Below are 20202 nucleotides of genomic sequence, written 5' to 3' on the forward strand. Positions count from 1 at the left end.
ACTATAGTAATCCGCGACCTATTTTATTGAATTGTCCTTCCTCTGAATACTCCTTAAGTATTTTATCTAAAATGCCATTAATAAAGGTACTACTTTTAGGTGTTGAGTACTCTTTTGCAATTTCCAAATACTCGTTAATTGTAACTTTCACTGGTATTGATGGAAATTTCTGGAATTCACAGATAGCCATTTGCATGAGCACAGTATCAATTTGTGTAATTCGATCTGCATCCCAATTTTTAGTCTTCGACGCTATTTCAGTATTAAAAACCCCTTGATTCAATATTGTTTTTTTTAGCAGATCCAATCCAAATTCTTTGTCTTCCAAATCTTTAAACAATTCTGGGGTAAACATATTACCATCAGAAGCGGCCTTTACTTTTTTAAGAAGTTTCAAAATAGCTGTATTTACTACGGGTAAATCATCCAACCATGTGATACGTTTATCTTCAAAATAATCATAGAGCTTATCATTTGGCGCAATAATTTCAGTAAATATATCAATGATAAAATTCTTGTCCTCCTTGAAAGTAGACGTCTTTGTAGCCATGTAATCTTTATAGATATCACTCTCTATTATGACCTTGAAAATGACATCTACATATTCAAAATCTAAGTACCATAAGTTTTCCTTCTGATCTTCAATAAGTTCTTGTAAGGCTTCATTTGTACTTAACAACACTAACACTTCGTTATTTATAAACTTAGCATTTGGATTCTTGTCTTCTTGAGTCGCTAAAAGTTTTAACTGGTTTTTATCTAAGCGGTCCTTCGCCTTTTTATGAACTTCAATGAGAAGAGATAATTGCGCCAAGAACAGATCATACATACTATTCAGACTTAGAAGTAGAAATTTTTCGTTGTTTTTTATGTTATCACTTTCACTTCCTTTAGAAGCGTAAAGCGTTTGCATAACTTTAATACGAATATGTCGTCTGTTTAACATGGTTACAAAGAGCTAGAAATTAACAAAGCGAAAGTTTTTAATCTCTCGCTTTGCAAAAATACTATTATTTTAAATCTAATGAAATATTTGATCAGGATTTACATTTATTTTGCCTGTTCTCTTTTTCTTGTTTCGATGCGTTCTTTTGCTATATTCAATGCCGCAACGTTTGTTGTGACTCCATTTTGTTTAGCACGTTCAAAAATCTCTAAGGTTGTATTGTAGATGTTTTCAGTTTTACGCATAATTTCTTGCTTATCGTAATTCTCTAGTTCGGCGTAAACATTAATAATACCACCTGCATTGATTAAGAAATCTGGTGCGTAAACTATTCCTTTATCTTGTAATAATTTTCCGTGTTTAATTTCATCTGCCAACTGATTATTAGCAGCTCCTGCGATAATATCCGCTTGTAATTTATTGATGGTATCATCATTTATCGTCGCTCCTAAGGCACAAGGTGCATATATATCCATAGGCTCAGCATAAATATCTTGTCCTCCGTAAATCGTTACATCATGCTTCGCTCTAACTTCTTCCAAACGTTCTTGATTGATATCTGCAATCGTGACCTTAGCGCCTTCATTTAATAAATGCTCTACTAACGATTCTCCAACATGACCGATACCCTGAACGAATATTGATTTATCTTCTAAAACTTCACTACCATATTTAAATTTTGCAGCCGCCTTCATACCCATAAATACGCCATAAGCTGTAATTGGCGAAGGGTTACCAGCGCCTCCCTTATGTTCAGATATACCTGTAACATAAGGTGTTACTTCTCTTACCGTATCCATATCATCGGTTGTCATTCCCACATCTTCAGCTGTAATATAACGTCCACTTAAAGAATGTACAAATTCACCAAATTTTTTCATTAATTCTGGTGTTTTTTGTGTTTTAGCGTCTCCGATAATAACCGCTTTTCCTCCACCAAGATTTAAACCCGTAATTGCTGATTTAAACGTCATACCGCGGGAAAGTCTTAGCACATCATTAAGGGCTTCCCATTCATTAGTATAGGACCACATTCTGGTACCGCCAAGTGCAGGGCCCAAAACTGTATTATGAATACCAATTATTGCTTTTAAACCAGTATCTTTGTCGTTGCAAAAAACGATTTGCTCGTGATTATCAAAGGATTTTTGACCGAATACTGGGTCAATTTTTGTGAGTTCTTTAGAACTTATAACGTCTGATGTCATTTGAACTTAGATTAAGAATCTATTTTATATTATTTGTAAAATATCGTGCAAAAATAAAGCAATATTGGAGTATTAGCAAAAATACAGGCGTTAAAATGTCAAATTGTTAATATCTAAGCCTCAAAAATTGTAAATGAAGGAACTTAAACATATTAATAAATACTTTTATAAGTATCGTTACAGATTGTTGTTTGGTATTTTAATTACTGTTGGTGCAAAAATATTTGCACTGTTCACACCAAGATTTATCGGCAAGTCGATCACTACGATCTCAAAAGCTTTCGATGGTGAAATTTCAAATGAAGTTTTTAGACAAGAATTAGCTACAAATATTATGTATTTAATTGGTGCTGCGGTCATTACTGGTATTTTTACGTTTTTAATGCGACAAACCATTATTAATGTCTCACGTTATATCGAATATGACCTTAAAAATGAAGTCTATCAACAATATCAAAATCTATCACTTAATTTTTATAAAGCGAATCGAACTGGAGATTTAATGAATAGAATTAGTGAAGATGTGGGCAAAGTACGTATGTATGCTGGACCAGCTATAATGTACACGATTAATACAGTAACACTTTTTGTTGTAGCCTTAATTTATATGGTAAGTGTCGCACCAAAACTCACATTATACACCGTACTTCCCTTACCTATACTGTCTATTATCATATACAAACTGAGTAAAATCATTAATAAGCGTAGTCGTATCGTACAAGAGTACCTGTCACATCTATCGACGTATACTCAGGAATCATTCAGTGGTATCTCCGTGATTAAATCTTACGGCATTGAAAATGCCAACTATGACGAATTCAATGCACTTTCCGAAGAAAGCAAACAGAAACAAATCGATCTAACTAAGGTACAGGCTTTGTTTTTTCCATCAATGATTCTCTTAATTGGTATCAGTAATATCCTCGTTGCCTATATAGGCGGGATGCAATATATCAATGGTGAAATCAAAGAAATTGGAACCATTGCAGAGTTTTTAATATATGTAAATATGCTCACATGGCCTGTAGCGACCGTTGGTTGGGTTACTAATTTGGTTCAGCAGGCAGAAGCCTCTCAAAAACGAATCAATGAGTTTTTAAAACAAGAACCCGATATTAAAAATTTAAATACAACACCGTCAGAAATCAATGGCAACATTGAATTCAAGAATGTAACCTATGTGTATCCAGACACCAATATCAAAGCCCTTGACGGTATAAGTTTTACGCTTCACAAAGGGGAAACCCTTGCCATCTTAGGAAAAACAGGATCAGGGAAATCGACTATTTTAGATCTTCTTGGGCGTCTTTATGATGTTCAAGACGGACAAATTCTAATCGATGGAATAAACATTGATCAGGTTAATCTAAAAAGTTTAAGAGACGGTATTGGATATGTTCCTCAGGATGCCTTTTTATTCTCTGATACTATTGCCAATAACATCAAATTTGGTAAAGAAGACGCCACTGATGATGAAGTTATCAGAGCAGCTAAACTTGCTGATGTACATCGAAATATCACTAAATTCAAAAAAGGCTATCAAACGAAACTTGGAGAACGTGGCATTACGTTATCAGGTGGGCAAAAGCAACGTATTTCTATTGCTAGAGCTATTATTGAGGCTCCAGAAATCATGTTATTCGACGACTGTTTATCGGCTGTAGATACTGAAACTGAAGAAAAAATTCTTAAAAGCCTGCGAGAAATTTCAGATGGAAAGACAACTATTATCGTGAGTCATCGTGTGTCTTCAGCTAAAGATGCCGATAAGATAATTATCCTTGAAGATGGTAAAATCGTTCAACACGGCACTCATGAAACGTTAGTAAACACTGATGGATACTACAAAGAGCTTTATATAAAACAACTTAGTACAAAAGAATTATAATTATTTTTGTTTACTAATCTTTTTTTTTAGATTTTTGATGCACAATCAATTTGAAAAATTAGAATTAGCTATGAGCGATCACGGAATGATGGAAAAAGAGGAGATATATTCAAAAGTATTAAGAGCAGGGCGAAGAACCTATTTTTTTGATGTAAGAGCAACTAAAGCGGGAGACTATTATCTTACAGTCACAGAAAGCAAAAAATTTACAAACGATGATGGATCTTTTCACTACAAAAAACACAAGATCTATTTATATAAAGAAGATTTCTCAGAATTCAATAACATTTTACAAGAGATGACTGATTATATCATCGCTGAAAAAGGGGATGAAGTGATTAGTGAGCGTCATCAAAAAGACTTTAAAAAAGATGAATATACCGTGAATGATGACGTGGCTGAAGGAGGCGAAAGCAACAATGATTCAGACTCAGCAGATAAATTTACAGACATCAGTTTTGAGGATATTTAAATCAAAATAACTGTTAAATAATAGTAAACCGTTACGCAATGCGTAACGGTTTTTTTATTTTTATACTTTAATCAATTTATATGAAACTAACTATCCTCCTACTTGCACTGAGCTTCTTTCAGCTTAATGCTCAATCACAAACTACACTTGACTATTATCTTCCTCAAAACAGTACCTACAACCCAACTATCCCAACACCTCAATCTGTAATTGGTCATGAGGTTGGTGAATGGCATATCACACATGACAAATTAGTGCAGTACATGCAGACCATAGCTGCATCTTCAGATAGGATACACATAGAAAATAGAGGCGCTACCTTTGAAGGTAGACCTTTGCTTCTCTTGACCATTACTTCTCCTAAAAATCATCAAAATATTGATGTCATTAGAACTGCGCATATCGCTTCTACGGAGAGTAATTCGGTCAATACTAGTGCAATGCCAATAGTTGTATATCAAGGATTTTCTATACATGGAAATGAGCCTAGTGGATCTAATGCTGCGCTATTAGTGGCCTATCATTTAGCAGCCTCTGAAAGTCAAGACGTAAAAACCTTATTAGACAATACCGTTATATTATTTGATCCTTCCTACAATCCTGATGGTTTACAACGTTTTGCGTATTGGGCTAATACAAATAGAAGTATGCATTTAAATCCTGATCCTAATGACAGAGAATATAGCGAAGTATGGCCTGGTGGACGAACCAATCACTATTGGTTTGATATGAATCGAGATTGGCTTCCTGTGCAATTGCCAGAATCAAGAGCACGAATTGCCAGTTTCCATAAATGGTTGCCAAACATTCTTACCGATCATCACGAAATGGGTACCAACGCAACTTTCTTTTTCCAACCTGGAATTCCGTCGCGAACACATCCATTAACTCCAAAATTAAATCAAGAGCTCACCAAAAGTATTGGAAACTATCACGCTCAAGCTCTAGATAAAATAGGATCGCTTTACTACACCGAAGAAAGTTTTGATGACTTCTACTACGGAAAAGGATCTACCTTTCCTGATATTAATGGTGGCGTAGGTATTTTATTCGAGCAAGCCAGTTCTCGAGGACACATCCAAGAGAGTGACAATGGTTTACTTACATTTCCATTTACCATACGCAATCAATTTACGGCAGCTTTGTCAACGCTTAAAGCTGCAAAGAACATGCGAGAAGACCTATTGCAATACCAACATGATTTCTATAAAAATGCAAGGACTGAAGCCGCAAAAGAAAACGGGAAGGCTATCGTTTTTGGTGATGAAAAAGATGCAACAAAGACATATCACTTAGCAGAAATATTAGAACGTCAGCAAATTGAATTTCATGAATTGAAGAACGATTTCACGAGCAATGGAAAACGTTTCAAAAAAGGCTATGCTTATATCATTCCGAAGAATCAAAAGAACACGCGATTAATCAATGCGATGTTTGAAAAACGTACTAAATTTCAAGACAGTCTGTTTTATGATGTATCAGCTTGGACTTTTCCTTTAGCCTTTGGCCTAGACTATGCGGAGGGTGTTTCAACAGCCAATGCGGGAGAAAAAGTAGATGATCTAAATATGCCCTCAGGAACTGTGACTGAGAAAAGCCAATATGCTTACCTCATGGAATGGCACGAATACTATACTCCAAAAGCCTTAAATACAATTTTAGGTAGCGGATTACGTGCAAAAGTAGGTATGAAGCAATTTAGTATGAATGGTAAAACCTATGATTACGGTACCATCTTAATACCGGTTCAAAATCAAAACAAGTCTATTGATGAACTTTACAGTTTTCTGCAAAACGTCGCAAGCGATAGCCACATAAGCATTGATGCTGTCAATACGGGATTAACTCAAGGTATCGACTTAGGTAGTAATCAATTTAGAGCCTTAGAACAACCTAAAGTAGCTATGATTGTTGGTGATGGCATTCGCAGTTATGATGCCGGTGAAATATGGCATTTATTTGACACCCGTTATGACATTCGTTTGACTAAGTTAGATACTAAATCATTAAGCAATGTAGATTTAGACAGATACAATACAATCATTTTACCTAGCGGATCTATTAACGGTAATGCCACAAAAAAACTAAAAACATGGGTTCAAAATGGAGGCACTATTATAGGATATAGAAGCGCAATAAATTGGTTAAAAAGTAATGAATTTATAAAGGTTGACTTCAAAAAGATGGAAAACACGGCTCAGGATATTTCCTTTGAAGATCGTGGAAATTTTAGAGGTGCTCAGGTGATTGGCGGCGCTATTTTTGAAGCAGAAACTGACCGTTCTCACCCCATTAACTTTGGTTTTAAAAATGATAGAATCGCACTTTTTAGAAACAATACAATGTTCATGAAAGCTGATAAACAGAGTTACAACAACCCAATACGCTATTCTAAACAACCTTTACTCAGTGGATATATCTCTAAACCAAATCTGGATAGCTTATCTCTAACTGTTCCATTTAAAGTGAAAGGGATGGGACGAGGAAATGTAGTAGTATTCACCGATAACACCAATTTTAGAGCCTTTTGGTATGGCACCAATAAGTTATTAATGAATGCTATCTTCTTTAGAGAAGAGTTATAATTTAACTGAAAATATATTCAAAACAATCACGCTAAAAAGGTATATGAATGCATATTTCAGTTCAAAAACAACACCTAATACAGACATTACAACTATTATAAACACTGGAACTAAAGTTATGGCAATCACGAACCTAAATGTGGATATAAATTCTACCTCACTAATTTTTGGCTGGATCATTTTTTTCCAGATTATGTAAGGAATGAACAGGTTTATAATCAATAAAACTTTCGATAATCGCTTTAATCGATGATCATGTTCAGGAAGACCTTTTTTACAAGTTTCAAAACCATTAGAAATACATTGGTTGACGTGTTTAGGTTGAGTAAAATCTACATTTAGCTTCTCAAGATATGTAATTATGATATCATAGTTTTCACTTTCAATATGAGTTGTGAGCTGACATAACTGAAGAAATACATCTTCTTTGAGTTGCAAAACGCTTTTGTTTTTATCGTTGAGTAACTCTGACCCCACTTGAAAGGGAACACCAAAATTGATTAAAGCACTGTCGCTATATTTTGTAGCGTGTTTAAAATTCAGTCCTACAGGAACTACGTTTATTTTAGTTTCTGGATAATCCTCAAGAGTTTGAAAAATAATACGCGTAAACCCTTTACTTAATGGTCTTACTGTACGTTTTAAGTTATGATTGCCTTCAGGAAAAATAACAATAGCCTTTTTTTCATGTAGCAATTGAGAACTCTTCGTAAACACAGAAGTATTTTTACTCAAGTTCCCAAAACCATCTCTAACCCTATAGACCGGTAGCATTTGCAAGCTTTGTAACATCTTACTAATTAACGGAACACTAAAAACACTTGCTCTAGTCAAAAAGTAAGAAAAACGTCCGTTTTTTACCGCAATTAATATGGCGTCTAATAAGGCATTTTGATGATTAGCTAAAAAGATAACAGGCTCATCTTTTGGTATTGCTTTTAAATTGATGACTTCTACTTTTTTAAAGTAAAAAAATAGACCTAAGCGTAAATATGATCTAATACTATATAACCATAACTGCTTCAAACCTCAACTAATTTAGATGGTTTATATCCCCAATAAAACGCTAATATCAATCCTGAGACAATATGCCATATCCCCCAAAACGCCGCCATAATAGCCATCCCTCCTAAACCACTAAAAAATGAAAATATGAGCAGGAGCCCCAATCCGGAATTCTGAATTCCTGTTTCAATAGCTAGTGTTTTTTGATTTATAAATGATAGCCTAAATGCCTTTGCGGTAAAGAAACCAAGCATAATAGCAAGAGCATTATGGCAGACACCAATAATTAAAACATAGTGGATATAATCATTAAATACATCTATATTTTTAGAAAATGCAATGACAACGATGGCAACAAACACCAATATTGAAATGGGCTTTAATAACTTAGAAATTTTGATAGCTAAATTTTTATTCCAATGTCTTAAAAGCATTCCAAAAAACAAAGGAATACCCAAAATAAGTACAACTAATTGTACCAGTTCTAAAGGTTGTAATTCTACATGTTTTAAAATTTGTGCCGTTGGCTCATATAGCATCCCATACAACTGAAAATTTAAAGGCGTGACTATTACTGCTAGAAAGGTGCCAAAAGCTGTCAGACTCACAGATAAGGCTGTATTCCCTTTGGCAAGATGTGTCATGAAATTTGAAATATTTCCACCTGGACAAGCAGCAACAATCATCATTCCTAAAGCAATACTAGGTTGAGGTTTAACTATAACAATAACTAAAAAAGTCAATAATGGCAACAACACAAATTGCGCTAAAACCCCAACCAATACCAATTTTGGGGTTTTTAATAACGATTTAAAGTCGTCAATTGAAATCCCAAGGGCTACACCAAACATTACTATTGCCAATGCTATGTTTAAAACCCATAGGCCATTGCTATCAAAATTTATTTTTACGTTGTCTATTTGCTCCATGAATTACCCTACAGTTGAACCGTTTTTTACATTTTGTTCAGGATTTAAAAGGATTACATCTTTACCATCCACAGCTCCTAAAATCAAACATTCGCTCATGAACTTGGCAATTTGTTTTTTAGGGAAATTAAACACGGCAACTATCTGTCGATTGAGTAACTCTTCTTTTTTATAACGTTTAGTGATTTGAGCTGAAGATTTTTTAACCCCTAATTCACCGAAATCAATAGTAAGTTGGTATGCTGGGGTTTTGGCTTCTGGAAAATCATAAATCTCAATGATTGTCCCGACACGTAAATCGACCTTTGAAAAGTCTTCGAAAGTTATTATATTATCCATTATCTAAATGTATAAAAAATATGGCACTTACGCCCTCAAATATGTTAGCCTTAGGCACCAAAGCTCCAGATTTCAAATTACGAAATACGGTTGACGATACTTTAGTAGCATTAGATGATGTCAAAGGTAAAAACGGCACACTTCTAATGTTCATCTGTAACCACTGCCCTTTTGTAAAACATGTGAATGCCGAATTGGCACGTCTTGCAGAAGATTATATCTCTAAAGGCATTAATTGCATCGCTATTTCTAGTAATGATGCCGCAAACTATCCTGAAGATTCCCCTCATTTAATGAAGCAGAATGCAATAGATCACGGGTTTATATTTCCGTATTTGTATGATGAAGACCAGAAAGTTGCTAAAGCTTATGATGCAGCTTGCACCCCAGATTTTTATGTGTTTGATGCGGATTTGGAGTTGGTCTACCGCGGACAATTAGATGACTCAAGACCTGGTAATGGGATTCCTGTAACAGGAAGAGATATCAGAACGGCATTAGATTGCACGTTATCAAATGATCCCATTTCCGAAGAACAAAAACCTAGTATTGGCTGTAATATTAAGTGGAAATAGGAACAAAAAAAAGAGACAAATTAATGTCTCCTTTTTAATTTTACACCATATTTAATGATTATTCAAATATATTTTCAGGAATTGTAACTAAAGTAACAATATCTCCGCCAGCATCAAATTCAGTAATATAAGTAAAGACTTCGGTATCTAAGTTAATACTACCAAAAACACCATTTCGATCTAAACCATACAATGTTCCATTATTATCTTTTTCTAGACAGCGGATATAATCAAGATCACTTCCTCCTCCGCCTCGACCTGTATCACTAGGCGGAAAACCAATAGGTGTTAATTCAATAATTTCAGAAACTGTGCCATCGATATTAAGTCGTGCAATTTCATCACCATCTGTAATTAAAAGTTCATCACTAGTATCTCCAAACTCTAAAGCCATACCGCCGCTAAATGTATAGTCATCACCTTCGAAAGTCAGGTAAGTAACATCGTCGATAGAACCATCAAATTCTAACCAGACCAATGATGAATATGTTTCATAATTATACTCATCCCAATAAACTGTTCCCAAAAGTTTACCATTAGAGATTTGCAATCCTGCAATAGCATACCAGTCTTCATTGGCATTATCATTTATAACGGTCGCTTGTAAAGTTACTGGGTCAATACTAAAAATTTTTCCGTCATAAGGGTCATTAGCTCTAGAGCTAGCATAGATCATACCATTAGCTGGATTATAAGCGATACCTCTAAGTCCAGCAAGAGGCTCACCGTTATAGCTAATTGATCCGAGAATTGTTAATGTGCCGTCTGTAATATCCAATGCTGAAAATACACCAGTATCGGTATTATAAACCACCATAATGTCATTGATAACCACTATAGGCGGATTATCATCATCGTCATTACAAGCTACAAATGCTGTAAAAACTAATGTTATTGCCAAAAATTTTAAAAATATCGCTTTCATAATTATATAGGTATTGATTAATAATTCAAATATAGAATTGAAGTCTTTTTCACGCAATGATATTCATCAGAATTGGATAATTAAAATGCATTTAAAAGCATTCTTATCTACATTTTAAAGTATCTTGGAAAGACGTAAAATAATAAAATCCTGTCTGTTTAAACAGACAGGATTTTACCCCTAACTAAACTAAATTTTAAACCTTAATGCGTCCGCTTAACTACTACATTAAGATTACCTACTTAAGATTAAGAAACTTCGAAAAGTTTCTATTTGCTTTATATACGAATAGTTAACATACTTTGGATGTCTCAATCTCAAAAAATTAAAATTTCTTTGCTTCCTCCCAATATACATCCATCTCTGCTAAGGACATCTCTGACAAAGGTTTGTTCATGTCTTTAGATTTTTGTTCCAAATACTGAAATCGTCGAATAAATTTTTTATTGGTACGCTCAAGTGCGCTTTCTGGATCTACCTTTAAAAATCGGGCATAGTTAATCATAGAAAATAAAACGTCTCCAAATTCACTTTCAATCAAATCTTGATTTCCTGCTTTAACTTCATCTTTTAGTTCAGCCAATTCCTCTTGAACTTTAGCAAAAACTTGATAAGGTTCTTCCCAGTCAAAACCAACTCCAGACACTTTATCCTGTATGCGATTCGCTTTTACCATGGCTGGTAAACTTTTTGGAACGCCCTCTAAAACACTCTTCTTGCCCTCTTTTAATTTCAGCTGCTCCCAATTGCGCTTAACCTCCTCTTCATCTGCTACTTCTGCATCACTATAAATATGAGGATGACGATCGATTAACTTATCGCAAATACTGTGGCATACATCGGCAATATTGAACGCATTTGTTTCACTTCCAATTTTTGAATAAAATACAATATGAAGTAAGACATCACCCAATTCATTTTTGACCTCTTCAAGATCATTATCGAGGATAGCATCTCCAAGTTCGTAAACCTCTTCGATAGTTAGATGACGTAAGGATTGAAGGGTTTGCTTTTTATCCCACGGACATTGATCACGCAACTCATCCATAATAATGAGTAAACGTTCAAAAGCTTCTAGTTGCTGAGTTTTATCGGACATTCTTCTGAATTTAAAACTCAAAAATACAACTATAGGGCTCAGATAGAAATTCTAAGCCTTAGATAATATGAACAATCTATTAACGGATGTTATTCTTCTTCTTCAGTAACTGCTGCTTCCTCTTCATCTAAGGCACTTAGCATGTCATGTTGTTGAAGCAAATTATACCACTGTATAATCTTCTTGATATCACTAGCATAAACACGATCTTCATCGTAATCTGATAGCACACTAAAGAAATACTCTTCTAAAGTATCCTTTGAATCTTTATGACTTATAGAAGTTGGTTGACCATTCTCTTTGTCTTTAATTTTTTTAAAGACTTCTCTTAATGGCAATTCCTCTGTTAAGGTATAAACAGCAATTTCACTCAAAACGCTAATATTGTTGTGAATATTAACTGCTACTTTTTTCTTATCAATCAATGATTCGGCAACAAAACCGTTACGAGTTTGTGCGACGATTTGATATAATCCTGGTTTTCCTGAGATGGAAAGTATTTTATCTAAGCTCATTTAATAGTTTAATTAGCGTTTCTTTTTCATTAATGGGAAACGCATTTTATAATCCACTTTAATTTTTCCTTTTGAAATATTAGCCAATTTCCCTTTGATTAAACGCTTTTTTAATGTGGATAGTTTATCGGTAAATAAAACGCCTTCAATATGATCATATTCATGCTGAACAACCCTTGCGATAATTCCATCAAACACCTCGGTATGTGCGTTAAAATCTTCATCCTGATAGCTTATTGTTACCCTTGGTTGTCGAAAAACATCTTCTCTTACATCTGGAATACTTAAACAACCTTCATTAAAAGCCCATTCGTCTCCATCTTCTTCAATGATTTGCGCGTTAATGAAAGTGCGTTTAAAGTTTTTTAATTGCTCTTGTTCCTCTTCCGAAAACACATCGTCTTCAGCAAAAGAAGAGGTATCTACTAAAAACAAGCGAATAGCAACGCCTACTTGTGGTGCGGCTAAACCAACACCATAAGCACCATACATTGTCTCTTTCATGTTTTCGATCAATGTATCGAGTTTAGGATAATCTTTGGTGATAGGCACAGCCTTTTTTCTTAACACCGCATCACCATAAGCTACAATTGGTAATATCATTTTATTATTATTTTCGGGTGCAAAAATACGATTCTTATTGGTTTTTGAGAATTTTTAAGATGGATTTAAGACTGATTATACAAATAACTTTGCAATATAATCGTTGCACTAATTTCATCAACTAAAGCTTTGTCTTGACGCTGCTTTTTATTAAGTCCACTATCAATCATCGTTTGAAATGCTAACTTCGATGTAAATCGTTCATCAACACGTTTCACCGGTATATCGGGAATAGCTTTTGACAATTGCTCTAAAAATTTTGAAATCGACGTTTCACTTTCAGAAGCTTCGTAGTTCATTTGTTTGGGCTCTCCTACAATAAATAATTCAACCTGTTCTTGCGAAATATAGTGTTTCAAAAACACTAGCAATTCCTTAGTTTCCACAGTCGTTAAACCAGAAGCTATAATTTGCAACTCGTCAGTTACAGCTATACCAGTTCGTTTTGTTCCGTAATCTAGTGCTAAGATTCTCGCCATATTGCAAAGGTAATCGAATTAAAGAAAAAAACTCTTCTTTGAAGGTCAAAGAAGAGTTCTAAAATAATCAACTATTAATTGAATCCATAGAACCATTTACCCTCTACCTTAAACAGTTTATGTTATACTTATACGACACGTAATATTTTAAAAAGTCACATCGTCATTAAAAAGAAAACTCTCCAAAGGGAGAAGGAGAGTTTTCATGAAAATTAGCTATTAATTATTAAAAATCACAAACGTTAGTTTAGGGAAACGCTTGAATCATAATAATTCATATTAGTAAGACACTGTACTTTTTAAAAGGTCACATTTATTTATTTTTTTATTCTGATGCCTTTATTCAAACCAATTATAGATTTATCTTTGTGGCAATAGCATTTTAAAATCTGACATGAAACAATTACAACAGTTTATAGAAAACGCTTGGAACGATCGTTCCTTATTAAGCAATCAAGATACTATTGATAGCATTAGACGTGTTATTGATCTCTTAGATGAAGGAACACTTCGTGTAGCAGAGCCAACATCAGACGGTTGGCAAGTAAACGAATGGGTAAAAAAAGCCGTCGTACTCTATTTTCCAATTCAGAAAATGGAAACTCTTGAAGCAGGTATCTTTGAATACCACGATAAGATTCCATTAAAACGCGATTATCAGAAAAAAGGTATTCGTGTGGTTCCTAATGCCGTAGCTCGTCATGGTGCTTATATTTCCTCAGGAACTATTTTAATGCCTAGTTATGTGAATATTGGGGCTTATGTTGACGAAGGCACAATGGTAGACACGTGGGCAACTGTAGGTAGTTGCGCGCAAATTGGAAAAAACGTACACCTTTCTGGCGGTGTTGGTATTGGAGGTGTTTTAGAACCTTTGCAAGCAGCACCAGTCATTATTGAAGATGGAGCTTTCATTGGCTCTCGCTGTATTGTTGTGGAGGGTGTTCGTGTTGAAAAAGAAGCGGTTTTAGGTGCGAATGTGGTATTAACAATGAGTACAAAAATTATTGATGTAACAGGAGATAAACCTGTTGAAACTAAAGGTGTGGTGCCAGAACGCTCTGTTGTAATTCCTGGAAGCTATACCAAAACATTCCCTGCGGGAGTATATAATGTGCCATGCGCTTTAATTATTGGTAAACGTAAAGAAAGTACTAATAAAAAGACCTCACTTAATGACGCATTGCGTGAGTATGACGTCGCCGTGTAGTAGTTAACAATTAATAACGCTTAGGTTTTGAAAATTTTAATCATACAACAAAAAATGATTGGTGATGTGCTCACGACTAGCATTTTGTTTGAAGCTATTAGAGCCGAACATCCCGATGCTGAGCTTCACTATGTCATTAATTCTCAGACCTATCCTGTTGTTCAAAACAATCCTTTTATTGATAAGTTTCTATTTGTAACACCTCAAATTGAGGAGAGCCGACCGCTATTTCTTACTTTTTTACAGGGCATAAAAAAAGCACAGTATGACGTCGTTATTGATGTCTACTCGAAATTCTCTAGTAACCTCATGACCAAATTCTCAGGTGCTCCGATTAAAATTTCTAAGAAAAAATGGTACACTTCTCACTATTATACGCATACCTTTAAAGAAGCTAAAACCCCAAAAACAAATGCGGGTTTGGCCGTTGAAAACCGCTTAAATTTATTACATCCCATCTGCAATACTATTCCTGAGAAACTACAACCTAAGATATATCTTTTGCCAGAGGAGATTGAACAATCGAAACAGCTTTTGATCAATGCCGATATTAATCTATCTAAACCTCTATTTATGATTAGTGTACTTGGAAGTGGCGAGAACAAAACTTATCCGCTACCGCATATGGCAAAAATAATTGATGCAATTGTTGAAAGCACTAACGGTCAAATTTTATTCAATTATATTCCTAAGCAACTCACCGAAGCTAAAACAGTTTTTAATTTTTGCAAAAAAGAAACCAAAGCACATATCTTTTTTGATGTCTTTGGAAAAAACCTAAGGGATTTTATTGCAATCACAAATCATTGCACGGCCTTAATTGGAAATGAGGGTGGTGCTGTAAATATGGCTAAAGCTTTAAATGTTCCTACATTCACTATATTTTCACCATGGATCTTAAAAGAAGCATGGAACATGTTTGAAAATGAGACTACTCATCGATCCGTTCACTTAAAAGATTTTAAACCTGAACTTTATGAGGGAAAATCACTTAAAACAGCTAAAAAAGAAGTTTTTTCACTGTATAAAACTTTTCCTCCAGAATTAATCATTCCAAAATTAATACGGTACTTAAAACAATTTTAAAGGCGCTTTATCCCAAAAGGGGTTGTTGTGCGATTTTCTCTTTTAGTCGTCGCTCTAATCGCCTGATTCTTTTCAATCATTTCTGGTTTCACATACCCTCTTGCATGATCTAAATGTAAACAAATAGCGCTGTATCTAACTTGCTTTGCTTTGATTCCTGCATTGAATAAGCGTTCTCCTAATTCTCGATCTTCACCACCGTATTGCATGCGTTCGTCATAACCATTAGCTGCCAATATATCCTCTTTAAATCCTGATGAATTGTGACCGTTCCAAGTTGCTGTTGTTGGCGTTAATACATTGAGTAATTTCTGCTTAAAACCGCGTGCAGTAATCTTATTATTTTTGAAAGAAGATTTAAGTCCGTGAGATTTAAGCCAACTTATTTCAAAGCAGCGTTGTGTCTTGATATCGGCTTCGGAAATGAGCTCACTAATGTCCATTGGCAATTTAAAATAGCCTCCAGATAAGAAATAACCTTTCTGACGTTGCTCATAGTGCACCTGAAGAAAATCTGCTCTCGCAATACAATCACCATCAGTATATACCAAATAATGGCCTTTACTGGCTACGGTCGCTTTATTCAGAATAATGGTTTTTTGGAATCCATTATCCTCATGCCAAATGTGTTGTATTGGATAGCGCACCTTTATTTTCATCGATTCAATCAAAGATTTTGTTTCAGTTCCCGAACCATCATCAGCAATAACGACCTCAAAGTCTTTAAATGTTTGCTGGTCAAAACTCCATAGTACCTTTTGCAGCCATAATGGGCTATTATATGTACTTATGATAACGGAAGTATCGCAATTTTTCATTGGTTCAAAAATAGTTATTTTTACCAAATATAAAATGCATACATGATTAAGATCTCTGGCGTCATCATCACATTCAATGAAGAACGAAATGTAGAAGACTGTATTTTGTCTTTGAACAATGTAGTAGACGAAATTGTAGTTGTAGATTCGTTTTCAACAGATACCACCAAAGCAATTTGCGAGAAGTACGACGTTAAGTTCATTGAGCAGCAGTTCTTAGGCTATATAGAACAAAAGAATTTTGCTTTGCAACAAGCGTCTTATGACTACATTGTGTCATTAGATGGTGATGAAGCATTATCTCCAGAACTTCAAAAATCGATACTTAATTTAAAGTCGACCTGGGCATTTGATGGGTATTACTGTAACCGTTATAATAATTTCTGTGGACAATGGATCAAGCATTCTGATTGGTATCCCAATAAAAAATTACGTGTTTTTGATCGCAGACAAGGCCAATGGACAGGATTGAATCCTCACGACCATGTTGAATTGCACAACAAATCGTCTAAAACAGGACATTTAAAAGGTGACATCCTTCATAAAACCTATCAAACCTATTCAGAATTTAACCAAAAAACAGAGTATTTCTCAACGATAGCTGCACAAGCTTATTATGACCTTGGCAAAACAGCACCTATATGGAGAATCATCTTTAATCCATTATGGGCATTTTTTAAGGCTTACGTATTGAGATTAGGGTTTTTAGATGGGTTTAACGGACTTATTATTTGCTATCAAACGGGCAATATTACCTTTTTAAAATATGCAAAACTTCGAGAATTATATAATTCAAAAGATTAATTCTACTTCTTCTTCCAGAATTTTAGTTTGTTTTTAATACGACGTCGTCTCCAATAGCGCTCTTGAAAATCCATAGTATATTTCCACATCAAATTAAAAACCTCATCTGCGTTTCGATTGACACATTTGGCGTATTCATCACTCATCGTTCTCACTATTGATTCATGTGTGGTGAGTTTGGCAAAGTTTTTAATTCGAGCTTCAAAATCCAACGGTTTAAATTCCATACGGTTAAGATCAACTAGGTAAAACTCATAGTCTGCTCCAATAGCTTTAATGAGCGTATTTCCTGGAGAATGATCTAAAAAGTTGACCTTTTTTTCGTGAAGTTTAAAGGTAAACCTTGTAAATGCTCTTAATATTTCCTCGTGATTAGGATAATTCAAATCTTTAGTAAGTTCTCGATAGGTCAAATCACATTCTAATTGCTTACTGATGTAATAACTATTTTTGAATAACAATGCGGTTTTAAATTCATAATAAGCCACTGGCTGAGGTGTGCCAATCTCCAAGCTTTGTAACCACTTGGCATATTCATAAGAACGTTGGGCTTTACTTTTTCTAAAAAACCGATAAGCTACTTGATTAATCACATTAGGAATACGGAATGATTTAACATTCAAAGTGTTTTCTCCTAATTTAAAAAGCTTTAATGAGTTGCGATCTTGATTACCAAAATCTTCACCTTTGGTTTCATAATGTGTTATGATATCATCTAGAAAAGCTTCATCTCGCTTAAACGTCTTGTGTATGTTTTTGGTTCTATTCACTTAAATATTTATCAACACCATTCTTACACCAAACTATTTGATTGTTTATGGTTTCGGCTTGTATGTCATGATTTTTAGTCAATCGGTCTTTCGAAAACTCATTATGCCAAATATGAAATACGATACCTCTGAACTTTAATCGCTTCCCAAAAACTTGGTTATTCACCATTCTCACCACAAGTTCGGTATCTTCACGTCCCCAACCAAATATATCTTCATTATAACCATTAACATTAATATAATCCTGTTTCCAATAAGATAAATTGCATCCGCGAACTTTCTTAGACATTGGCAATTCGCGTTTATAGCGTTTGGCTAAAAGCGGTATGTAAAGACTACGACCTCTCTTGGTCAACGCTTTTGAAAACACAGAAAAATCGATTTGTTTTTTTCTATATAATTGCGACACACTAAATTCTTTGAGACTCACACGAGAACCATATAAATAGGTGTTCTTTTCAATTGCAGAAATATGATCTTCAAGAAATCGTTTATGCAGAATGCAATCACCATCAATTTGAATGATATAATCACCTGTAGCTGATGCCACCGCTTTATTCACAATGACACCTTTTCTAAATCCGTCATCTTCATGCCAGAGATAACGTAAAGTTGTTGGAAAATCTTTTTGAAAACGCTCAACTAATCGTTTCGTAGCTTCTATTGAACCATCATCAGCAATAATAACTTCATCTGTGACTTGCGTTTGTCGTTTGACACTTAGTAACACCAATTCTAAGGCCTCTGGCCAATTGTAAGTTGGTATGATAAGCGTTGTACGTAACTTCATTAGTTTTTAAGAATGATGATCTTTTGTATTGTAAATTTAGAATACAAAAATATAACTATTTTTGTATTCTAAATCTGTATTCGCTAATGAAATCAAAAGGACTTTTTGTTATTACGTCTGTATACCACATCCTTTTATCAATACTGCATATTGAAGAGCGAAATCTTAAAAACAATATGCTTGTGATTGTTGAGATTACACCTGGGATTGAAACGCTCATACCTAATCTTAAAAACTCAAGATGGTTTGATGATGTGATCCTTATGGCAGGACGACAGCAACAAAAGAAACTTGCAGGCAAGCTCACTTACACATTGAACCGGAAGAAAATAGTTTCGCTCATTGATGCTCAAAATACTGAACTTAAAGCGCTTACAAAACACGAAACCGATTATGATATTTATATCTGCTCACCTGATTCGGCAAAAAACTATTTTATTTATAAATACAAGCATCATAATAAATTTATGATAGAAGACGGTCTCAAAACCTATGTCACCAGTGCACCTGATACTGTAAAAAAGATTACCAGCACATTAGTGAATAGACCACTGGTAAATGGTTTTGACAAACGCATCACTAAAGTATTTGCTACAACTCCAGACGATCTACCTCATGAGTTAAAAGTAAAATCAGATCACCTGAATTGGAAAGCAACGCTTGCGAATTTAAATATGCAAACCTTGGACGAACTCACAAAAGCATTTTTACCATCGACGAACCTCAACGATGCTGGCCTTTTTCCGATAGAAAAAACAAAAAGTATTATTATTACCCAAACCTTAAATGAGGATGGCATTGTAGCTAACGAGATTATTAAACTGCAGTATTATAAGGATTTTGTTAACCAAGCGCAAACAGATTTAATTTACTTCAAACCACATCCAAGAGAACGAACTAATTACAGTAAACTATTTGAAGCAGATGAGCGTATCATTGTGCTACCAAAATTATTTCCTGCAGAATTATTGAACTTATTACCAAATCTGAAATTCGAAAAAGCATTCACCGCGTACTCTACGGCAATTGATAATTTAGACAACGTCAAAGAAAAGATCATTTTAGGTCATAATCTCTTTAAGAAATAGGTCGGGAGATTTTTAAAGGTGTTTAGGAAGTCGTAAATTTGCAAAACGAAAAAAAACACTTTTGAGAG

21 protein-coding genes are annotated in these 20202 nt (G+C 34.6%); 8 read left to right on the forward strand and 13 right to left on the reverse strand.

The features are described 5' to 3' along the window. Position 1: 1 nt before the first annotated feature. Both nusB and BLT57_RS12280 read right to left on the reverse strand, forming a co-directional pair. Complete coding sequence (gene nusB / locus BLT57_RS12275) at positions 2-913, reverse strand: transcription antitermination factor NusB (protein ID WP_091426807.1); 912 nt, start codon at positions 911-913, stop codon at positions 2-4. Between the two features lie 137 nt (positions 914-1050). Beyond that, positions 1051-2154, reverse strand: coding sequence for a Glu/Leu/Phe/Val dehydrogenase (locus BLT57_RS12280; protein ID WP_091426045.1), 1104 nt, complete (start codon positions 2152-2154; stop codon positions 1051-1053). A 133-nt stretch (positions 2155-2287) separates the two neighbouring features. On the opposite strand from BLT57_RS12280, the gene BLT57_RS12285 reads away from it, so the two are divergent. From BLT57_RS12285 to BLT57_RS12295, 3 genes are all read left to right on the forward strand, one after another. Next, positions 2288-4042: an ABC transporter ATP-binding protein gene (locus BLT57_RS12285; RefSeq protein ID WP_091426047.1), complete on the forward strand. Its 1755-nt coding sequence runs from the start codon at positions 2288-2290 to the stop codon at positions 4040-4042. Between the two features lie 70 nt (positions 4043-4112). Continuing rightward, positions 4113-4514 (forward strand): PUR family DNA/RNA-binding protein, encoded by a 402-nt coding sequence (locus BLT57_RS12290; protein ID WP_091426809.1) that lies wholly within the window; start codon positions 4113-4115, stop codon positions 4512-4514. Between the two features lie 80 nt (positions 4515-4594). After that, positions 4595-7099, forward strand: a complete 2505-nt coding sequence (locus BLT57_RS12295; RefSeq protein WP_091426049.1) for a M14 family metallopeptidase — start codon at positions 4595-4597, stop codon at positions 7097-7099. Here the strand turns inward: BLT57_RS12295 and BLT57_RS12300 are convergent. The 3 genes from BLT57_RS12300 to BLT57_RS12310 are packed head-to-tail and all read right to left on the reverse strand — an operon-like array spanning position 7094 to position 9372. Beyond that, the gene (locus tag BLT57_RS12300; RefSeq protein ID WP_091426051.1) at positions 7094-8125 is read right to left on the reverse strand and encodes a lysophospholipid acyltransferase family protein; all 1032 of its coding nucleotides are present in this window, start codon (positions 8123-8125) and stop codon (positions 7094-7096) included. The two genes, BLT57_RS12295 and BLT57_RS12300, sit on opposite strands and share 6 nt — an antisense overlap. After that, positions 8122-9033, reverse strand: coding sequence for a bile acid:sodium symporter family protein (locus tag BLT57_RS12305; protein WP_091426054.1), 912 nt, complete (start codon positions 9031-9033; stop codon positions 8122-8124). Before BLT57_RS12305 ends, BLT57_RS12300 begins: the two co-directional genes overlap by 4 nt. A gap of 3 nt (positions 9034-9036) precedes the next feature. Then, positions 9037-9372: a tRNA-binding protein gene (locus BLT57_RS12310; RefSeq protein ID WP_091426056.1), complete on the reverse strand. Its 336-nt coding sequence runs from the start codon at positions 9370-9372 to the stop codon at positions 9037-9039. Between the two features lie 20 nt (positions 9373-9392). On the opposite strand from BLT57_RS12310, the gene BLT57_RS12315 reads away from it, so the two are divergent. Continuing rightward, positions 9393-9947: a thioredoxin family protein gene (locus BLT57_RS12315; RefSeq protein ID WP_091426059.1), complete on the forward strand. Its 555-nt coding sequence runs from the start codon at positions 9393-9395 to the stop codon at positions 9945-9947. 58 nt (positions 9948-10005) lie between these two features. Here BLT57_RS12315 and BLT57_RS12320 read toward each other — a convergent pair whose 3' ends face one another. The 5 genes from BLT57_RS12320 to ruvX form a co-directional block, all read right to left on the reverse strand. After that, positions 10006-10872 (reverse strand): hypothetical protein, encoded by an 867-nt coding sequence (locus tag BLT57_RS12320; protein ID WP_157717186.1) that lies wholly within the window; start codon positions 10870-10872, stop codon positions 10006-10008. A gap of 325 nt (positions 10873-11197) precedes the next feature. Next, positions 11198-11971 (reverse strand): nucleoside triphosphate pyrophosphohydrolase, encoded by a 774-nt coding sequence (gene mazG / locus BLT57_RS12325; RefSeq protein ID WP_091426063.1) that lies wholly within the window; start codon positions 11969-11971, stop codon positions 11198-11200. A gap of 89 nt (positions 11972-12060) precedes the next feature. Further along, a complete protein-coding gene (locus BLT57_RS12330) occupies positions 12061-12486 on the reverse strand; it encodes a DUF5606 domain-containing protein (RefSeq protein ID WP_091426064.1) in 426 nt (141 codons plus the stop codon). Positions 12487-12498: 12 nt separating this feature from the next. Next, on the reverse strand, positions 12499-13089 hold the full coding sequence (gene def / locus BLT57_RS12335; RefSeq protein WP_091426066.1) for a peptide deformylase: 591 nt from the start codon (positions 13087-13089) through the stop codon (positions 12499-12501). Between the two features lie 65 nt (positions 13090-13154). Continuing rightward, positions 13155-13568, reverse strand: a complete 414-nt coding sequence (gene ruvX, locus BLT57_RS12340) for a Holliday junction resolvase RuvX (protein WP_091426067.1) — start codon at positions 13566-13568, stop codon at positions 13155-13157. A gap of 394 nt (positions 13569-13962) precedes the next feature. On the opposite strand from ruvX, the gene BLT57_RS12345 reads away from it, so the two are divergent. Next, on the forward strand, positions 13963-14778 hold the full coding sequence (locus BLT57_RS12345) for a 2,3,4,5-tetrahydropyridine-2,6-dicarboxylate N-succinyltransferase (RefSeq protein ID WP_091426069.1): 816 nt from the start codon (positions 13963-13965) through the stop codon (positions 14776-14778). Positions 14779-14805: 27 nt separating this feature from the next. After that, a complete protein-coding gene (locus BLT57_RS12350) occupies positions 14806-15864 on the forward strand; it encodes a glycosyltransferase family 9 protein (protein ID WP_091426070.1) in 1059 nt (352 codons plus the stop codon). Here BLT57_RS12350 and BLT57_RS12355 read toward each other — a convergent pair. Further along, positions 15861-16682 (reverse strand): glycosyltransferase family 2 protein, encoded by an 822-nt coding sequence (locus tag BLT57_RS12355; protein WP_091426072.1) that lies wholly within the window; start codon positions 16680-16682, stop codon positions 15861-15863. The genes BLT57_RS12350 and BLT57_RS12355 overlap by 4 nt on opposite strands. Positions 16683-16724: 42 nt before the next feature. Between BLT57_RS12355 and BLT57_RS12360 the strand changes: the two genes are divergently transcribed. Beyond that, positions 16725-17486 carry a glycosyltransferase family 2 protein gene (locus BLT57_RS12360; protein ID WP_091426074.1) on the forward strand — a complete coding sequence of 254 codons (762 nt, stop codon included), beginning with the start codon at positions 16725-16727 and terminating at the stop codon, positions 17484-17486. Between the two features lie 2 nt (positions 17487-17488). On the opposite strand, the gene BLT57_RS12365 is transcribed toward BLT57_RS12360, so the two are convergent. Together BLT57_RS12365 and BLT57_RS12370 are read right to left on the reverse strand one after the other, a co-directional pair. After that, complete coding sequence (locus BLT57_RS12365) at positions 17489-18256, reverse strand: lipopolysaccharide kinase InaA family protein (RefSeq protein WP_091426075.1); 768 nt, start codon at positions 18254-18256, stop codon at positions 17489-17491. Then, the gene (locus tag BLT57_RS12370) at positions 18249-19046 is read right to left on the reverse strand and encodes a glycosyltransferase family 2 protein (RefSeq protein WP_091426077.1); all 798 of its coding nucleotides are present in this window, start codon (positions 19044-19046) and stop codon (positions 18249-18251) included. The genes BLT57_RS12365 and BLT57_RS12370 overlap by 8 nt, the downstream gene beginning before the upstream one ends. An 86-nt stretch (positions 19047-19132) precedes the next feature. Between BLT57_RS12370 and BLT57_RS12375 the strand changes: the two genes are divergently transcribed. Then, the gene (locus BLT57_RS12375; protein WP_091426078.1) at positions 19133-20134 is read left to right on the forward strand and encodes a glycosyltransferase family 52; all 1002 of its coding nucleotides are present in this window, start codon (positions 19133-19135) and stop codon (positions 20132-20134) included. Positions 20135-20202 lie beyond the last annotated feature (68 nt).

It is taken from the genome of Formosa sp. Hel1_31_208 (assembly GCF_900104785.1).
Lineage (GTDB): Bacteria > Bacteroidota > Bacteroidia > Flavobacteriales > Flavobacteriaceae > Psychroserpens.